This is a genomic window from Caulobacter sp. GW821-FHT09H08 (genome assembly GCF_059415885.1).
On sequence record NZ_JBWKOC010000001.1, the window covers coordinates 319,650 to 335,815 of the forward strand.

Annotated in this window: 13 protein-coding genes and 1 tRNA gene; 7 read left to right on the forward strand and 7 right to left on the reverse strand. The window is 67.5% G+C overall.

What is annotated here, in order from left to right:
• Positions 1 to 7: 7 nt before the first annotated feature.
• Positions 8 to 850 carry an oxidoreductase gene (locus AC07NN_RS01615; protein WP_494637400.1) on the reverse strand — a complete coding sequence of 281 codons (843 nt, stop codon included), beginning with the start codon at positions 848 to 850 and terminating at the stop codon, positions 8 to 10.
• A 121-nt stretch (positions 851 to 971) separates the two neighbouring features.
• Here AC07NN_RS01615 and AC07NN_RS01620 point away from each other — a divergent pair, with 121 nt between their 5' ends.
• Positions 972 to 1,865 (forward strand): LysR family transcriptional regulator, encoded by an 894-nt coding sequence (locus tag AC07NN_RS01620; RefSeq protein ID WP_494637401.1) that lies wholly within the window; start codon positions 972 to 974, stop codon positions 1,863 to 1,865.
• On the opposite strand, the gene AC07NN_RS01625 is transcribed toward AC07NN_RS01620, so the two are convergent.
• From AC07NN_RS01625 to AC07NN_RS01635, 3 genes are all read right to left on the reverse strand, one after another.
• Positions 1,862 to 2,215 (reverse strand): response regulator, encoded by a 354-nt coding sequence (locus tag AC07NN_RS01625; protein WP_494637402.1) that lies wholly within the window; start codon positions 2,213 to 2,215, stop codon positions 1,862 to 1,864. The two genes, AC07NN_RS01620 and AC07NN_RS01625, sit on opposite strands and share 4 nt — an antisense overlap.
• Entirely contained in the window at positions 2,212 to 3,306 is a 1,095-nt protein-coding gene (locus tag AC07NN_RS01630) for a sensor histidine kinase (RefSeq protein ID WP_494637403.1), read from the reverse strand. The genes AC07NN_RS01625 and AC07NN_RS01630 overlap by 4 nt, the downstream gene beginning before the upstream one ends.
• A gap of 283 nt (positions 3,307 to 3,589) precedes the next feature.
• Positions 3,590 to 4,858, reverse strand: a complete 1,269-nt coding sequence (locus tag AC07NN_RS01635; RefSeq protein WP_494638169.1) for a dicarboxylate/amino acid:cation symporter — start codon at positions 4,856 to 4,858, stop codon at positions 3,590 to 3,592.
• 113 nt (positions 4,859 to 4,971) lie between these two features.
• On the opposite strand from AC07NN_RS01635, the gene AC07NN_RS01640 reads away from it, so the two are divergent.
• A tRNA-Arg gene (locus tag AC07NN_RS01640) sits at positions 4,972 to 5,048 on the forward strand.
• Positions 5,049 to 5,054: 6 nt separating this feature from the next.
• Here AC07NN_RS01640 and AC07NN_RS01645 read toward each other — a convergent pair.
• Both AC07NN_RS01645 and AC07NN_RS01650 read right to left on the reverse strand, forming a co-directional pair.
• Complete coding sequence (locus AC07NN_RS01645) at positions 5,055 to 5,705, reverse strand: PIG-L deacetylase family protein (RefSeq protein ID WP_494637404.1); 651 nt, start codon at positions 5,703 to 5,705, stop codon at positions 5,055 to 5,057.
• 8 nt (positions 5,706 to 5,713) lie between these two features.
• A complete protein-coding gene (locus tag AC07NN_RS01650; RefSeq protein WP_494637405.1) occupies positions 5,714 to 6,679 on the reverse strand; it encodes a GNAT family N-acetyltransferase in 966 nt (321 codons plus the stop codon).
• A gap of 564 nt (positions 6,680 to 7,243) precedes the next feature.
• Here AC07NN_RS01650 and AC07NN_RS01655 point away from each other — a divergent pair.
• Entirely contained in the window at positions 7,244 to 10,189 is a 2,946-nt protein-coding gene (locus AC07NN_RS01655) for a TonB-dependent receptor (RefSeq protein ID WP_494637406.1), read from the forward strand.
• Positions 10,190 to 10,371: 182 nt separating this feature from the next.
• Positions 10,372 to 10,947 (forward strand): cytochrome P460 family protein, encoded by a 576-nt coding sequence (locus AC07NN_RS01660; protein WP_494637407.1) that lies wholly within the window; start codon positions 10,372 to 10,374, stop codon positions 10,945 to 10,947.
• 13 nt (positions 10,948 to 10,960) lie between these two features.
• Here AC07NN_RS01660 and AC07NN_RS01665 read toward each other — a convergent pair whose 3' ends face one another.
• Positions 10,961 to 11,602 carry a helix-turn-helix domain-containing protein gene (locus AC07NN_RS01665; protein WP_494637408.1) on the reverse strand — a complete coding sequence of 214 codons (642 nt, stop codon included), beginning with the start codon at positions 11,600 to 11,602 and terminating at the stop codon, positions 10,961 to 10,963.
• A gap of 135 nt (positions 11,603 to 11,737) precedes the next feature.
• Between AC07NN_RS01665 and AC07NN_RS01670 the strand changes: the two genes are divergently transcribed.
• Genes AC07NN_RS01670 through AC07NN_RS01680 form a run of 3 tightly spaced genes read left to right on the forward strand, consistent with a single transcriptional unit; the run spans position 11,738 to position 16,058 of the window.
• Complete coding sequence (locus tag AC07NN_RS01670) at positions 11,738 to 13,774, forward strand: serine hydrolase domain-containing protein (protein WP_494637409.1); 2,037 nt, start codon at positions 11,738 to 11,740, stop codon at positions 13,772 to 13,774.
• The gene (locus AC07NN_RS01675; RefSeq protein WP_494637410.1) at positions 13,774 to 14,787 is read left to right on the forward strand and encodes a dipeptide epimerase; all 1,014 of its coding nucleotides are present in this window, start codon (positions 13,774 to 13,776) and stop codon (positions 14,785 to 14,787) included. Before AC07NN_RS01670 ends, AC07NN_RS01675 begins: the two co-directional genes overlap by 1 nt.
• On the forward strand, positions 14,784 to 16,058 hold the full coding sequence (locus tag AC07NN_RS01680) for a peptide MFS transporter (protein ID WP_494637411.1): 1,275 nt from the start codon (positions 14,784 to 14,786) through the stop codon (positions 16,056 to 16,058). The genes AC07NN_RS01675 and AC07NN_RS01680 overlap by 4 nt, the downstream gene beginning before the upstream one ends.
• Positions 16,059 to 16,166: the final 108 nt, after the last annotated feature.

Consider the following 16,166-nt stretch of genomic DNA (forward strand, 5'->3'; position numbering starts at 1 on the left):
GCGTGATCTAAGCCGCTTCCTCCGCCGGAAAGTCCGTCGACTCCGCCACCGTCCGCCAGTCGCCCAGCGTCGAAATCAGCTCGGCCGCTACGGCCTCCATCGCCGCCGCCGTGTCGCTGCCGAGGGGCAAACGAACCGGCGGGTTGGGGGCGTCGACGAACTCGACCAGCACCTGGGCCAGGCGGCGCGGATCGCCGGGCTGGGCGTGGCTGATCTGGGCCGCGCGGGTCCGCACGGCGCCGGCCGTCTCGTGATAGTCGGCGATGGTGGACGGGCTGACGCTGAGCGAGGTCGCGTCCAGGAAGTCCGTGCGGAAATAGCCCGGCTCGACGGCGGTGGCGAAGATCCCTAGCGGCGCCAGCTCGGCGGCCAGGGCCTGGGTGAGGCCCTCCACCGCGAACTTGGTCGAGCAGTAGACGCCGAAGCCCGCCGCCGAGCGCAGGCCGCCCACCGACGACAGGTTCAGGATCCGGCCCGACCGTTGGCGACGCATGTGCGGCAGCACGGCCCGGGTCGCGGCCAGCAGGCCGAAGACGTTGGTGCGGTACAGCGCCTCGATCTCGGCGCCCGTGGCTTCCTCGACCGCGCCGAGCAGGCCGTAGCCGGCGTTGTTGACGAGCACGTCGATGCGGCCGAAGCGCTCGACGGCGGCCTTGGCGGCGGCGTGGCCTTGCGCCTCATCGGTTACGTCCAGGGCGACGGCCAGCAGCTTGTCGTGCGCGCCCAGGCGGTCGATGACCGATTGGGGATTGCGGGCGGTGGCGACGACGGCGTCGCCCTTGGCCAGGGCCTTCTCGGCGATCAGGGCGCCGAAGCCGCGCGAGGCGCCGGTGATGAACCAGGTGCGCATTGTCCGTTCTTTCCGTTGGGCCGCGTCGGGGATCAGCGCGGCGACGGCCGAACATCTAGACCTCGGCCTTCGATGAGATAATCATCGCCTTTGTCGCCGAGATCGTGAGCTTGATTCATCAATGCGCCCCGTCGCCCCCGCTGACCTGGCCAGCTTCCTGGCCATCGCCCGCCACAAGAGCTTCCGCCGGGCCGCCGACGAACTGGGCTGCACGCCCTCGGCCCTGAGCCACGCCCTACGTGGCATCGAGGAGCGGCTGGACCTGCGCCTGGTCAACCGCACCACTCGCAGCGTCGCCCTGACCGAGGCTGGCGAGGCCCTGTTCGAGCGGGTGTCGCCGGCCTTCCGCGACATCGACGACGCCCTGGACGACCTCAACAACTTTCGGGGGCAGCCGATGGGCATGCTGCGCATCAACGCCTCGCGCGGCGCGGCCGAGGTGGCGCTGCTACCGGCAGTCAACCGCTTCATCGCCAGGCAGCCCGGCGTGAAGGTCGAGATCCTCGTCGACGGCAAGCTGGTCGACATGGTCGCCGAGGGCTGCGACGCCGGGGTGCGCTTTGGCGAGACCATCGCCCAGGACATGGTCGCCGTGCCGATCGGGGGACGCCAGCGCACCGCCATCGTCGCCTCGCCGGCCTTCTTCGAGCGCCACGCCAAGCCCACGACGCCCGAGCAGCTGAAGGACCTGCCCTGCATCCGCTTCCGCTTCGCCAGTGGCCGTTTCTATCACTGGGAGTTCGAACGCGGCGGGGTCGAACTGAACATCGAGGTCGACGGACCCCTGACTCTCAGCGACCAGGGCCTGATGATCCAGGCGGCGCTGGACGGGGTGGGGGTGACTTTCGCCTTCGAGGACCAGGTCGCGGACCTGATCGCGGCGGGCAGGCTGGTGCGGGTGCTGGAGGACTGGTGCCCGTACTACGGGGGCTTCTACCTCTACTATCCCAGCCGACGCCGGGCGCCCGCGCCGCTGCGGGCCTTCATCGACTTCTTGCGCGAAGGCGGCGCCTAGTCGGCGCGGAACTTGTTCACGGCCAGGCGAAGCGCGCTGACATTGATCGGCTTGGCCAGCACCTCGATGCTCTCGAAGCCCTTGCGCGGCAGATCGCCATAGCCGGTGGCGAAGACGAACGGCACGCCACGCTCGCGCAGCTGTTCGGCCACGGGGAAGACCATCTCGCCGCCGATATTGACGTCCAGCACCGCGCCGTCGGGCGCCGGGTTGCCGCCCAGCCAGGCCAGGGCGTCGCGAACCGCGCCGAACGAGCCGGCCACCACACATCCCAGGTCGTCGAGCATGTCCTCGACCATCATGGCCACCAGCGCCTCGTCCTCGACGATCATGACCTTGGCTGGCTTCATGCGGCGAGACTCATCCTCTGCGAGAGTGGGGCGCGGAGGGTGTAGACCACGCCTTCGGGCGTGAAGTCGAGAGCGGCCTTGCCGCCCAGGTCGCGGGCCATGCCGCGCTCGATCATCTGGACGCCGAAACCGCGGCGCTCAGGCGGGCCGTCCAGCGCGGGACCGCCGACCTCGCGCCAGCCCAGGGTCAGCATCGGTGGCGTCGCAGCCTCGTCGACCGACCAGCGGATCACCACCCGGCCCTCAGGAGTCGACAGGGCGCCGTACTTGGCCGCGTTCACGGCCAGCTCGTGCAGGGTCATGTGCACCGAGACCGAGGTCTCGGCGCTGAAGGTGACGGCCGGGCCGACGATGTCGAAGCGCTCGGCCAGCTCTGGGCTGAACGGCGCCAGGGCCTTGCTCAGGATGTCGTGGAACTCGGCGCGGCCCCACGCGCGGCGGGTCAGCAGCTCGTGGGCCTGCGACAGGGCCAGGATGCGGTTCTCGAACACCTCGGCGAAGGCGTCGGGCGAGGGGGTGGCGCGCAGGGTCTGGCGCGAGATCGACTGGACGATGGCCAGGGTGTTCTTCACCCGGTGGTCCAGCTCCTGCAGCAGGAAGGTCCCGTGCTGGCGCGAGTCGACCAGGCTGTCATGCAGGCGGCCGCTCTCCAGGGCCGAGGCGGTGGCGCGCGCCATGACCTGCAGCTTCTGCACGACCTCGGGCGAGGGGGTGTGGCTCTTGGCCCAATAGGCGCCGATCGCGGCGACCGGGTCCTCCATCCGCACCGGCGTCATCACCAGACTTTTGACGAAGGTGGGGCGGTAGGCGTCGTGTGGAATGCGGTCGTCCAGATAGATGTCCGGGATCACCACCGTCTCGCGGTTCAGCATCGCCCAGCCGGAAATGCAGGCGGTCAGCGGGAAGCGCTTGCCCTTCCACAATGGGCCGATCGCGTCTTCGTCGAAGTACCAGCACTGCTCGTTATCGCGGAGGACGAAGGCCACGCCGTCGGCGCCGGAAATGCGTCGCGCCGCCTTGCGGACGACGTCGGCCACTTCGGTGATGGTGCGGGTCGCCGACAGGGCCTCGATCGTTTCGATGAGCGTCATCAGGTCCGATTCGGACTGGTGGACGTCATCTCGAGGCGCATAATCCAACATGAATCCAACATCGCACGTCGGTTGTATTTGAAACCCTAACACGCAGACGACGCCGGACAAGCGGAGCCGCCAAAAGGCGATCCGCGCGATCACACATGCGTGTGGGTTGTGCTCCGTCGACGCCGCTTCGTCGGCGAAGCGAGAGCGCTCAAGCTAGAGCATGCAACCGTTTGGATAACCGTTTGAGGTCAAGGCGCTAGGCGAACAGTGCGCGACTTCGCACTCAATGATGTCAGACCGTGCTCGCGTCGGTTGTCGCCGGCTCGCCCTTCAGGACACGCGTCAAACGGTCGCGGTCCAGAGCGCCCTCCCAGCGCGCGACCACCAGGGTGGCGACGCCGTTGCCGACGAGATTGGTCAGGGCGCGGCATTCGCTCATGAACCGATCGACCCCGACCAGCACGGCCAGCGCCGCGATCGGGATGTCGGGCACGACCGCCAGGGTCGCGGCCAGGGTGATGAAGCCCGCCCCCGTCACACCCGACGCGCCCTTGGACGTCAGCATGGCGATGCCCAGCAGGGCCAGCTCCTGGCCGAGGCTGATGTGGGTGTTGGTCGCCTGGGCCAGGAACAGGGTGGCCAGGGTCATGTAGATGTTGGTGCCGTCGAGATTGAAGCTGTAGCCGGTGGGGATCACCAGCCCGACCACCGAGCGGCGGGCCCCGGCGTTCTCCAGCTTCTCCATGATCTGCGGCAGCACCGACTCCGACGAGCTGGTGCCCAGCACGATCAGCAGCTCCTCGCGGATATAGGCCAGGAACCGCAGGATCGAGAAGCCGCTGGCCCAGGCGATCGTCCCCAGCACCACCAGCACGAACAGCAGCGCGGTGACGTAGAAGGTCGCCACCAGCGCGCCCAGTTGCATCAGCGCGCCGACGCCGTACTTGCCGATGGTGAAGCCCATGGCCCCGAACGCGCCGATCGGCGCCAGGCGGACCACCACGTGGATGATGCCGAAGAACAGCTTGGAGGCGTCCTCCAGCACATTGGCGGCCTTGTCGCCGAAGTCGCCCATCCGCGTGCAGGCGAAGCCCGTCAGGATGGCGATCACCAGAACCTGCAGCAGGTTGCCTTCGCTGAAAGCGCTGAAGAAGGTGTCGGGGATCAGGTGCAGCAGGTACTCGACCAGGCTGTCGCCGTGCTTGGCCTTCTCGACATAGCCGGCGGCGATGGAGGGATCGAGCGTCGCGGGGTCAATGTTGAAGCCGGCGCCCGGCTGGACGATGCGTCCGACCACCAGGCCCAGCACCAGCGCCAGGGTCGAGACCACCTCGAAATAGACCAGGGCTTTGACGCCCACCCGACCGAACGCCTTGATGTCGCCCATCCGGGCGATGCCGCCGGCCACGGTGCAGAAGATCACCGGCGCGATGACCAGCTTGATCAGCTTGATGAAACCGTCGCCGAGGGGTTTCACGGCCACCCCGATCTTCGGCCACAACGCCCCGACCAGTATGCCCAGCGCGATCGCGATCAGGACCTGGACATAGATCGACTTCAGATGCCGCACAGCGTTCGCCCCCCAGCTTCGCCCTGAGTCAGTCTCTAGCCGTTGTCAGCGGGGTTCGCATCCCCGCCATCTTGCGCTATTGACCCAACGCCCGCCTCGAAGCGGGCCCGGTAGCTCAGCAGGATAGAGCAGCGCTTTCCTAAAGCGAAGGTCGGGGGTTCGAGTCCCTCCCGGGCCGCCAGGCTCTCTACGGCAGCAGCCCGGAGTGCCCCCTGATGATGTGGTAGGCCTCGGCATGCGGGCAGCCGCATTGCATCCCGTGATACTGGCTGAGCAGCTTCAAGCCCTCGCGCGACCAGGGGTGGGGATAGGCCTGCAGCTCGTTCCCATAGGCGGCGAAGGCCTCGATCTTGGTCTCGATCTCGCCGCTGATGTCGACATAGTAGTTGGCTGGGAACACGTGGCCGTTCCAGAACGAGGTGTTCGGGATCTCGCTGCCGAGGATGGCGACGGGCTTGCGCTTGGGGCGCCCGACGATCTTCGCCGCCTCGCACACCAGCCGGTGGTCCATGTTGAGGTCGGTGTCGACGTGGGTGACGATGAGGTCCGGCTCCAGCCGCAGCTCCAGGACGGCGTTGGCCAGATCGGCCATCGGATAGGTGTCGAACTTCTGGTCCTCGAACCCGAGGAAGACCGGCGGCTTCGTTAGGCCCAGGATCTTGCAGGCCGTCACTGCATCCTCGCGATTGTCCTCGACAACCCCGCGAACAGTGAGCGTGCCGTCGGACATGATGACCACGTCGACGTTCCACTGCTGCTTGACGAGCTTCTGGATCAGCCCGCCCGAGCCGAGCGTCTCGTCGTCGGCGTGCGCGACGAGGATCAAAGCGTTTCGCATCATGGCCCCTAGTAAACGTCGCTGTCGCCCTGGGACAGATGCCAGTGCGATGGCTGGCACAGGACGCCAAGCGCGGCGTCTGGTCCGGTGGTGAACGCAAATCGGTCGTTGGTCGGATCCGGCGCCAGGCCCGCCGCCTCGAACTGCGGCCGGTACGGGTGACCCGCCGGCAGCCACGCCGTGAGAAGGCTCGCGCCAATATCGGCCGCCAGCCCGCGCACGTCCGCCAGCACCGCGTCGCAGAGCTGTCGCGCGTCGGCCCGCAGCACGAGATCGCAGATGTGCATCACCTTCGCGTCGCCGCGATCATAGACCTTGAGGACCACGTACCCGCGATCACCTTCGACCAGGTATCGGCGATACGCCGTCTGGGGCCGGCCGTAGCGCCAATTGAGATAGGCGGCGTCGCGCACCACGCCGACTCGCAAGCCCGCCGAGCGCCAGATTTCGTCCATCGAAGGCTCGAACGCGGCGACCTCCGTCAGGCGATCGCCGCCTGACTCGCTTCCACCCTTGGCGTCGGTGGCGAGGGAGAGTTGAAGCGCCGGAATGGGGGTCAATTCGGTCCAGCCAGAGCGACGGAAACTGTTCTCTGAGAGCTTGTTCGGGAAGGTGTAGCCGCAGTCGCCCCAGTCGCGCATTTCCGCAAGGAATGCGGTCGCCATGCCATTGAGGAAGCCTCGGCCTCGATAGTCGGGATCGGTCAGCACGTCCTGCACCATGATCCCGCGCCGAACCGCACCGTCCACCCACAGGTGCTTGCGGGCTCCGACGTACAGGGAAACGACGCGGTCGTCGGCTTCGATGATCCGAACCTCCGCCGGGCCGGCGGGGCCCTGAAAGAACTGCCAGTCATAGTGTTCCGAGGACCACGGTATGTGCGGCTGGATCAGGTTGATCAGCGCCAGGATCGCCGGCTTGTCGGCCGGACCAGCCGCGCGAATCGACCAGTCCGTGGAACCCGTTGTGACCAATGCTCTAGTCCCCCTTCACCTGGAACGACGGTAGATCGCACACGCGTCGCCGGCCCAGCGGACGCTGCGGCAAGCGCGCTACAGCTTGAGTTCGCGCCGACGCGATTTGGCCGGCCGATCATCCAAGAGTGGTCGCCGGCGGCCGCCCCGATTAGGGCGCAGAAAGCCGTGTCGCACAAGACTGGCGGCGCATCCCCCATCCACCCAGGGTTGCCGCCGGCGCGAGGCGACGCCTGGTCGTGTTGATCCGCAGGCGCGGGCTCGAGAACGGGATTTCCCTCCTGGAGCGGCCTTGAGCAAAGAGCAGCGGCGCGCGAACGCCGTTAATTTGTCTGACAAGTTCTTGCGCCCGATCTCCACCTATGAGATAACCCCTTATTCCAAATTATGGGATTAATACTCTTATTGTGGGACTTCGGCGGAGGCGCGCGCGGGGTCCTGCACTAGGTCAGGCGGGCGCCGCACGGGTCGGCTCGGGCGCGCCCTTCGGTCTTCGAGTTCACGAAAAGGCTTGGCGACGACCCTTCGGGGCGATCGTGAAAAGCCAAAAAGGGAGGAATTTTGATGGAACGCATCATCACGCGTCGCCGCCGGGTCGTGGCCGTTTCCCTGCTGGCCCTGGCCGCTGCTGTCGGTTCTGGCCTGGCGGCTCAGGCCCAGACAGCGCCGGCGTCCGCGCCGCAGGAGGCCACCGAGGTCGAGACGATCGTCGTCTCGGGCTTCCGCGCCTCGCTGAGCAAGGCCCTGGTCGAGAAGAAGGCCGAGGCGGCCGCGATCGACACCATCGTCGCCGAGGATATCGGCAAGTTCCCCGACGCCAACCTGGCCGAGTCGATGCAGCGGATCCCGGGCGTGGCCCTGGCGCGCGGCGACGGCGGCGAAGGCCGCAACATCAGCGTGCGCGGCCTGGGCGCCGGCTTCACCCGCGTGCGCATCAACGGCATGGAAGGCGCGTCCCAGACCGGCGCCTCCGACATCTACGGCGCGGGCAACAGCGGCCGCTCGTTCGACTTCAACGTCTTCCCGACCGACATCTTCTCGGCGCTGACGGTGCGCAAGACCACCTCGGCCGATGTCGAGGAAGGCTCGCTGGGCGCCACGGTCGACCTGTCGGCCCCGCGTCCGCTGGACCAGCGCGGCGACCAGGTGTTCACCATCACCGCCCGCGGCAGCCGCAACTCGGTGGCCAAGGACATTGACCCGCGCATCTCGGCCCTGGCGTCCAAGAAGTTCGCCGACGGCAAGATCGGCGTGCTGGGCGCGCTGAGCTACCAGAAGCGCCACCTGCGCGAGGTCGGCTACTCGGCCGTCGACATCCTGTCGGCCAACACCAACGGCCTGTTCTGCTCGCCCGTCGGCTACGCGACCCCGAACCCGGCGTTCAATGCCGCCAAGGGCACCGACGCGGCCAACTGCAGCACCGGCAATCCGCGCACCAGCACCCTGGCGGCATACCAGGCGGTCTTCGACGCGCGCCGTTCGGACGCGGCGACGACGCCCGGCAGCGGCGCGTTCTTCCCGCGCATCCCGCGCTACACCAACTCCGAACAGACCCAGAAGCGCACCGGCGGCGCGTTCTCGCTGCAGTACCAGCCCGACGACCGCACGGACGTCTCGCTGGACGTCCTGTACTCGCGCTTCGAGGTCACTCGCGACGACCAGTATATCGAGGCCATCTCCCTGGCCCGCAGCGCGTCCAACAACGGCCAGCCGATGATGTCGATCCGCGACGTCAAGCTGGCCCCGAACGGCTCGGTGCAATACGCCCTGTTCGACGGCGTCGACGTCCGTTCCGAGGGCCTGCACTCGAACTTCGTCACGACCTACAAGCAGGCCAATCTGAACTTCAAGCATGACTTGACCGACCGCCTGACCGTCTCCGGCGTGGTCGGGGTCAACAAGTCTGTCTGGGAAGACAAGATGCGCATGCAGACCTTCATGGATGCGATCGACGTCGACGGCTATTCGCTGGACTATCGCGACGGCAAGAGCACGCCCGTCCTGAAGTACGGGTTCGACGTCTCCAACCCGGCCAACTTCACCTACGCCCCGGGCCTGGCCGACGGCACGGTGCTGGGCGGCTTCAGCCTGCAGGGCAAGCCGGGCGGCTCGCGCACCTTCGGCATGAAGAGCGAGGTCGACCTCGACTTCAAGGTCAACGACGCCCTGAAGATCCGCGCCGGCGGCCAGTTCCGTCGCGCCGAGCAGAAGGGTTTCGAGACCCGGTACTACACCCCCGACACCCTGGTGACGGCCCTGCCGACCGGGACGACGGTCGCCAGCCTTTCCAAGCAGGTCACCGGCCTCGACAGCCTGTGGGGCCATGGCGCGCCGTCGACCTGGGCGGCGCTGGACTGGAAGAAGCTCTATGACGCGCTCAAGCTGGGCCAGTCGCGCGTCTGCGCCGTCAACTGCGGCCACGCGGACGCCCGCATCCGCGAGAAGGTCTCGGCCGGCTACCTGATGGGCGAGTTCGACCTGGACGACGTCCACGGCCTGGGCGTGCGCGGCGACGTCGGCGTGCGCTACGTCCACACCGACCAGATGAGCTCGGGCAATGTCGCCGTCTCGTCGGCCGCTTCGCCCACCGGCCTGGTCGGCCGCTACGGCGAGGTCGAGCGGACCTATAACGACTGGCTGCCCTCGGCCAACCTGGTGATCGAGACCAGCCCTGACCTGCTGCTGCGCTTCGCGGCCGCCAAGGTGATGACCCGTCCGGAACTGGGCACCCTGACTCCGACCAGCGGCGTCAACCCGATCACCCGGACCGGCACCGTCAACAACCCGTTCCTGGACCCGATCCGCGCCAAGACCTTCGACGCGGCCGTCGAATGGTACTTCGCCCCCGGCTCGCTGATCTCGGCGGCGTTCTTCTACAAGGACATCAACACCTACATCCAGCGGGTCAACACGCAGATCCCGTTCAACCAGCTGGGCCTGCCCAACGAGCTGCTGATCGGTTCCAACACCCTGCCGGACGAGCTGTTCACGGTCTCGACGCCGTTCAACACCCCCGGCGGTCCACTGAAGGGCGTGGAGTTCAACCTGCAGGCTCCGCTGACCTTCCTGCCGGGCGTGTTCAAGAACTTCGGCGTGCTGGCCAACTACACGCGGGTGACCTCGCAGATCGACTACATTCTGGCCAGCGCCGGCGGCGTGCCGACGGCGACGACCACGGCGGACCTCGTGGGCCTCTCGAAGAACACCGCCTCGGCGACGCTCTACTACGAGGACAAGAAGTTCAGCGCCCGCGCCACGGCCAACTACCGCGACAAGTTCATTCGCGGCATCCCGGCCTCGCCGGGCAGCGACCTGCAGGGCAACGACGACACCATCTATGTCGACGCCTCGGCCTCCTACAGCGTGAACGACTCCATCAAGGTCATCCTGGAGGTCCAGAACCTGACCGACGAACAGAACCGCCTCTACATCGACAGCAAGCGCCAGGACACGCTGTTCCAGATGCGGGCCGGGCGGAACGTTTCGCTGGCGGTGACGCTGCGGTTCTAGGCTTCCCTCCTTCTAGGCGGACTTCTCCCTCGGGGCGCGCTTCGGCGCGCCCTTTTCTTTTGGCGAACTCCGAAAGGCGGACTTTGGACGCAACCAGCGCCCCCCTTGTCGCATAGCCGTTGCGAGCTGGGCCGGGGATGCCTGACCCGTGAGGCCTGTCGCCCCGAGACGAGCCCACGACCATGGATCCCGCCCTCTATCTTCCGCGCCTTGGCATCTGCGCGATCGCCATCGCGACCCTGGTCGCGGCGACCAACCGCCCGGCGAACGGCCAGGTGTCCGCCGAGGTCACGGTTAGCGAGCTGACCCGGCCGACGGACCTCGACCGATGGGTCACCCTGGGGACGACGCTGCGCCTCGACGCCGACGGCCTGGAGCAACCCGACGAGATGCGTCACGTGCAGGTGCGACCCGAGGCGTACGATCGCTTTCGATCCGATGGCCGGTTTCCCGATGGCGCGACTCTCGCCGTGACCTTCTACGGCCTCGAGCGCAACGGCGCCCCTGGCCCCGCCAAGAAAGGCGAGCGCGTCCTGTACGCCCAGCGCGTCGAGCGTCTTCTCAGCCTTGAGGTTCTCGACAGCCGGCATCCCGACGGGCGGCGATTCTATGTGTTCCGGCCGGGCGCCGCTTCGGCCAAGCCGCTCCCGGCGGGCAACGCCTGCGCGGCCTGTCACAATTCGACCGGCGCCGTGCAGGGCACGTTCGCCCAGCACTATCCGGCCATGGCCGCGAGAGCGGGCGACAGCGCTCGTTGAGCGCTTGGCGCCCTTAGCGCCCCGCCGCCTTCTGATCCTCGTGTAGGTCCAGCAGCGCCTTCATCAGCTCCTCGTCCGAGCTGGACATGACGCCCAGGACCTCGGCCTCCTCGCAGCCTTCGGCGGCGACGTAGGCGTGGCCCATGCTGGAGTCGATATAGATCGACTGGCCTTCTTCCAGGATCACCGGGTCGTAGAACTCGGTGTTCACGACGATCCGGCCCTTCAGGACGTAGATGTATTCCTCGCCCGCGTGGCGCACGAGGTCGCCGAACTGCTCGGCGGTCTTGGCGCGGATCTTGGTGATCACCGGGATCATGCGTTTCCCGCGCAACTCGGTGTGCAGGTAGTAGTAGTCGTAGTTGGGGGTCTCGACGCGCACGGCGCGCTCGATCTCGCCCAGGCTGCGGCGGGCCGTGACGGCTTGCGGCGCGCTGGCGGCGCCCTCTTCCGCGAACAGCTCCGACATCCGCATGCCCAGCCGCTGCGAAAGCTGCTGCAGCTTGTCGTAGGTCAGGGTCAGGCGGTCGTGCTCGACCTTCGAGAGCGTCGAGACGGGGATGCCGCTCTTCTCGCTCATCTGCTTGAGGGTCCAGCCCTCACGATCTCTCAGTCCACGAAGCAGGGTTCCAAGCGTGTGGACGTTAGCAGGCACGCGCCGCGACTCCTCGAAGGCGGTTGACGAATTTTCCAATCAGGATAGCAATTGTCCTGATCAGGATTGTTCACCCAATTTATCGGCTGGGCCGACCGGGGGCAATCCCGCTGTCAGTCTTAGGGGAGGCAAGGGATGCGAGCGATCAAGGGGGCCGCGTTTGCGGTGTTCGCGCTGCTGGCGGCGGGCGTCAGCCCGGCCGACGGCCAGACACGGCAGGAAACGGCGCCGCCGCCGGTGGCCAAGGCGGCCATGGCGGCCAAGCCCGCGCCGGCCGCGCAGGTCGCGCCGGCGACCGCACCAGGCCTGACCAAGGCCGATGTCGACCTCTGGCTGGACGGCTACATGCCCTACGCCCTGCGCACGGGCGATATTCCCGGCGCGGTGGTCACGGTGGTCAAGGACGGCCAGATCCTGACGACGCGCGGCTTCGGCTATGCCGATCGCGACAAGAAGACGACGGTCGACCCCTACAAGACGCTTTTCCGTCCAGGCTCGATCTCGAAGCTGTTCACCTGGACCGCCGTGATGCAGCAGGTCGAGGCCGGCAAGATCGACCTCGACGCCGACATCAACACCTATCTCGACTTCAAGATTCCGGCCCGCAACGGCAAGCCCGTCACCACCCGCCAGTTGATGACCCACACGGCCGGCTTCGAGGAGGTGGTCAAGGAGCTGATCTTCTACGGCAAGCCCGAGCCTGAGCTGGGCGCGTACCTGAAGAACCATGTGCCCAAGCGTATCTTCGACGCGGGCGTGACGCCGGCCTATTCGAACTACGGCACGGCCCTGGCCGCCTACATCGTCGAGCGCGTGTCGGGCGAGAAGTTCAACGACTATCTCGACCACCACGTGATGGCCCCGCTGAAGATGGCCAACACCACCTTCCGCCAGCCGCTGCCCGCCAACCTGGCCGGCACGGACGCCATCGGCTACGGCAAGCCCGGCCAGCCCTCGAAGGGCTTCGAGATCGTCGGTCCCGCCCCGGCCGGCTCGGCCTCGTCGACCGGCTCGGACATGGGCCGCTTCATGATCGCCCACCTGCAGGGCGGCGAGCTGGAAGGCGCGCGGATCCTGTCGGCCGAGACGGCCCACACCATGCACTACAGCCCGCTGGACAAGGTGAACCCCAAGTCGCTGATCGGCCCGCTGGACCGCATGGAGCTGGGCTTCTTCCAGACCTCGATCAACAATCGGTACGTGATCGGCCACCTGGGCGACACCGAGGGCTTCCACTCCTCGCTGCACCTCTACATGAACGAGAACGTCGGCCTCTATCTGTCGCTGAACAGCGGCGGTCGCCAGGGCGCGGCGGGCACGCTGCGCACGGCCATCTTCCGCGACTTCTCGGACCGCTATCTGCCCGCGACCGGCGGCGCGCCGGACGGCAAGGTCGACGCCAAGACGTCCGCCGAGCACGCCAAGGCCATGGCCGGTCCGTGGTCGGTCAGCCGCCGCGCCGACAGCACCTTCCTGTCGCTGTTCTACATGATGGGTCAGGCCAAGGTCGCCGTGGGTCCCAAGGGCGAGCTGATCGTCCCCAGCATCCTGGGCGCCAACGGCCGTCCCAAGGAATGGGTCGAGATCGCCCCCTATGTCTGGCGCGAGGTCGGCGGTCACGATCGCCTGGCCGCCCAGGTCGTCGACGGCAAGCCGGTCCGCTGGAGCTGGGACTTCGGTTCGCCCTTCATGGTCTTCGACCGCATCCCGGCCGGCCAGAACGGCGCCTGGATCATGCCGGCCCTGATGGCCAGCATCGGCGTCCTGGCCCTGACCTTCCTCTACTGGCCGGTCGTGGCGATGATCCGTCGCCGCTACAAGACCAAGGCCGACATCACTGGCAAGGCGCTGCTGGCCTCGCGCGCCGCGCGCGGCGGGGCGGGCCTGTTGCTGGGCCTGATGATCGCCTGGGCCGTCGGCGTGACCAGCATGACCAAAAGCGCCGCGGCCATGGCCGGGGGCATGGACGGGATCATGCTGCTGCTCCAGGGCCTGGGCTGGGTCGTGTTCCCGATCGCCGTGCTCACCGCCGGCTGGAACCTGTGGCTGACCTGGACCGACGGCCGCGGCTGGGCGCGCAAGCTCTGGAGCGTGCTGCTGCTGCTGGCCGCGCTGCTGCTGACCTATGTCGCCCTGACCTTCCACCTGCTGGCCCTGTCGGTGCACTACTGATGGGCCGCCTGACCCTGGACATCGCCAGCGAAACCCTTCGCCTGGCCCAGCCCTTCCGCATCGCCGGCCACGTCTTCGACACGTCCGAGATCATCGTCGTGACACTGTCGGAAGGTGGTCGAAGCGGACGCGGCGAGGCGTCCGGGGTCTTCTTCCTGCGCGAGAGCGTCGACGGGATGCGGGCGCAGATCGAGGCGGTGCGCGAGGCCATCGAGGCCTGGCCGACCCGCGAAGCGCTGCGCTTCATCCTGCCACCGGGCGGGGCGCGCAACGCCATCGACTGCGCGCTCTGGGACCTGGAGGCCGCCTGCACCGGTCTCCACGTCTGGAAGCTGGCGGGCATGGACGCGCCCCGGCCGCTGCGCACCACCTTCACCCTGGGCGCCGACACGCCCGAGGTCATGGCCCAGGGCGCGATCGGCTACACCCAGGCCAGGTCGATCAAGATCAAGCTGACCGGGGATCTCGCCCTGGACCAGGCCCGGGTGCGGGCCATCCGCGCTGCCCGCCCGGACGCCTGGCTGGGTGTCGACGGCAACCAGGGCTTCGCCCGCGCCGACCTGGACGGACTGGTCGAGACCCTGGTCGAGCAGAACGTCTCGCTGCTGGAGCAACCTCTCGCGCGCGGCCATGAGCACGAGCTGGAAGGCTTCGACAGCCCCATCCCGATCGCGGCCGATGAAAGCTGTGTGTCGCTGCCCGACGTGGCGACCATGGTGGGCCGTTTCCAAGTCATCAACATCAAGCTCGACAAGTGCGGCGGCCTGACCGAGGGCCTGCTGATGGCCGCCAAGGCGCGGCGGCTGGGCCTGGGCGTCATGGTCGGGACCATGGTCGGGACCAGCCTCGCCACCGGTCCCGGCTTCGTGCTGGGCCAGGTCTGCGATCTCGTCGACCTCGACGGCGCGACCTTCCTGGCCGAGGACCGCCCGCCGGGCGCGGTCTATCGCGACGGGACCGTCTGGGCCGGTGACGGCGTCTGGGGCGCTCCGGCGCAAGCAGTCGCCGCATGACCCAGAAGGCCCTCGACGCCTCGCCGTGGTTCGGTCAGCCGCGCGGCCTGACCGTCCTGTTCCTGACGAACATGTGGGAACAGTTCTCCTACTTCGGCATGCGCGCGCTGCTGGTCTACTACATGACCAAGCAGCTGCTGATCGCCCAGGGGACCTCGTCCCTGATCTACGGGACCTACACGGCCTGCGCCTATTTTACGCCGATCGTCGGCGGGGTGATCGCCGACCGGCTGCTGGGCAAGCGGCGCGCGATCATCATCGGCGCCAGTGTCATGGCCGCCGGCCATTTCATGATGGGTTTCGAGAACCTGCTCTTCGTCGCCCTGGCGACGATCGCCCTGGGCAACGGGCTGTTCCTGCCGACCCTGCCGAGCCAGATCAACGACCTCTATGCGGCCGACGATCCTCGGCGGGGCTGGGCCTATAACGTCTACTATCTGGGCATCAACATCGGCGGCTTTCTCGCGCCGCTGCTGTGCGGGACCCTGGGCGAGCTGTTCGGCTGGCACGTCGGTTTCGCCCTGGCGGGCATCGGCATGCTGGCCGGCCTGCTGATCTACCTGTGGGGCCAGAAGTACCTGCCGGCCGAGCAGAAGCCGACCAAGGTCGAGCCCACGGCCAAGGGCCGGATGGGCCTGCCGACCGTGCTGGTGCTGGCCGGGGTCGCGCTGTCGGTAACGGTGTTCCGCGGCGCCTACGAGCAGGCCGGCAATACGGTCGCCCTCTGGGCTGACGCGGGGGTGAACCGCAGCCTCGGATCCTGGACCGTGCCGATGACCTGGTTCCAGTCACTGAACCCGCTGCTGGTCATGGCCATGACGCCGATGCTGCTGGCCGGGTGGAAGCGCCGGGCCGACCACGGGCAGGGAGCGTCTCCGGCCCAGCGCATGGCGACCGGCGCCCTGATCGTCGCCGGGGCCTATGGCGTACTCTGCGCGGTCGACGCCTTCAGCGGGGGCAAGGCGCACTGGCTGTGGCTGGTGGTGTTCTTCGGCATCTACACCTTCGGCGAACTCTTCATCCTGCCGACGGGCCTTGGCCTGTTCGCGCGCCTGGCGCCGCCAGGGTTCGGCGCGACCACGGTCGCGGCCTGGTACCTGACCATCTTCGCCGGCAGCCTCAGCGCCGGCCTCGTCGGCACGCTGTGGAGCCGAATGAGCCACACGGCCTATTTCGCCCTGCTCGCGGGGCTGGCCGTTACCGCCGCGATCCTCCTGCGACTGATCGATCCTTGGGCGCGCCGCGCCGAGGCGAACGGTTCCTCCAACTAGTTTCCAATTGCGATTGACAATTCTCTGATTGGGATAACAGTGTCCTAATTAGGATTACACATTCGTAATAGGCAGGGTCGAGCACGGGAATATCCGAGCAGGCCCCAG

Coding starts and splice junctions, on each gene's coding strand:
- AC07NN_RS01660 (WP_494637407.1), top strand. CDS start 10,372: ATGGATCCCGCCCTCTATCTTCCGCGCCTTGGCATCTGCGCGATCGCC.
- AC07NN_RS01645 (WP_494637404.1), bottom strand. CDS start 5,705: ATGCGAAACGCTTTGATCCTCGTCGCGCACGCCGACGACGAGACGCTC.
- AC07NN_RS01670 (WP_494637409.1), top strand. CDS start 11,738: ATGCGAGCGATCAAGGGGGCCGCGTTTGCGGTGTTCGCGCTGCTGGCG.
- AC07NN_RS01675 (WP_494637410.1), top strand. CDS start 13,774: ATGGGCCGCCTGACCCTGGACATCGCCAGCGAAACCCTTCGCCTGGCC.
- AC07NN_RS01620 (WP_494637401.1), top strand. CDS start 972: ATGCGCCCCGTCGCCCCCGCTGACCTGGCCAGCTTCCTGGCCATCGCC.
- AC07NN_RS01680 (WP_494637411.1), top strand. CDS start 14,784: ATGACCCAGAAGGCCCTCGACGCCTCGCCGTGGTTCGGTCAGCCGCGC.
- AC07NN_RS01625 (WP_494637402.1), bottom strand. CDS start 2,215: ATGAAGCCAGCCAAGGTCATGATCGTCGAGGACGAGGCGCTGGTGGCC.
- AC07NN_RS01615 (WP_494637400.1), bottom strand. CDS start 850: ATGCGCACCTGGTTCATCACCGGCGCCTCGCGCGGCTTCGGCGCCCTG.
- AC07NN_RS01655 (WP_494637406.1), top strand. CDS start 7,244: ATGGAACGCATCATCACGCGTCGCCGCCGGGTCGTGGCCGTTTCCCTG.
- AC07NN_RS01630 (WP_494637403.1), bottom strand. CDS start 3,306: ATGACGCTCATCGAAACGATCGAGGCCCTGTCGGCGACCCGCACCATC.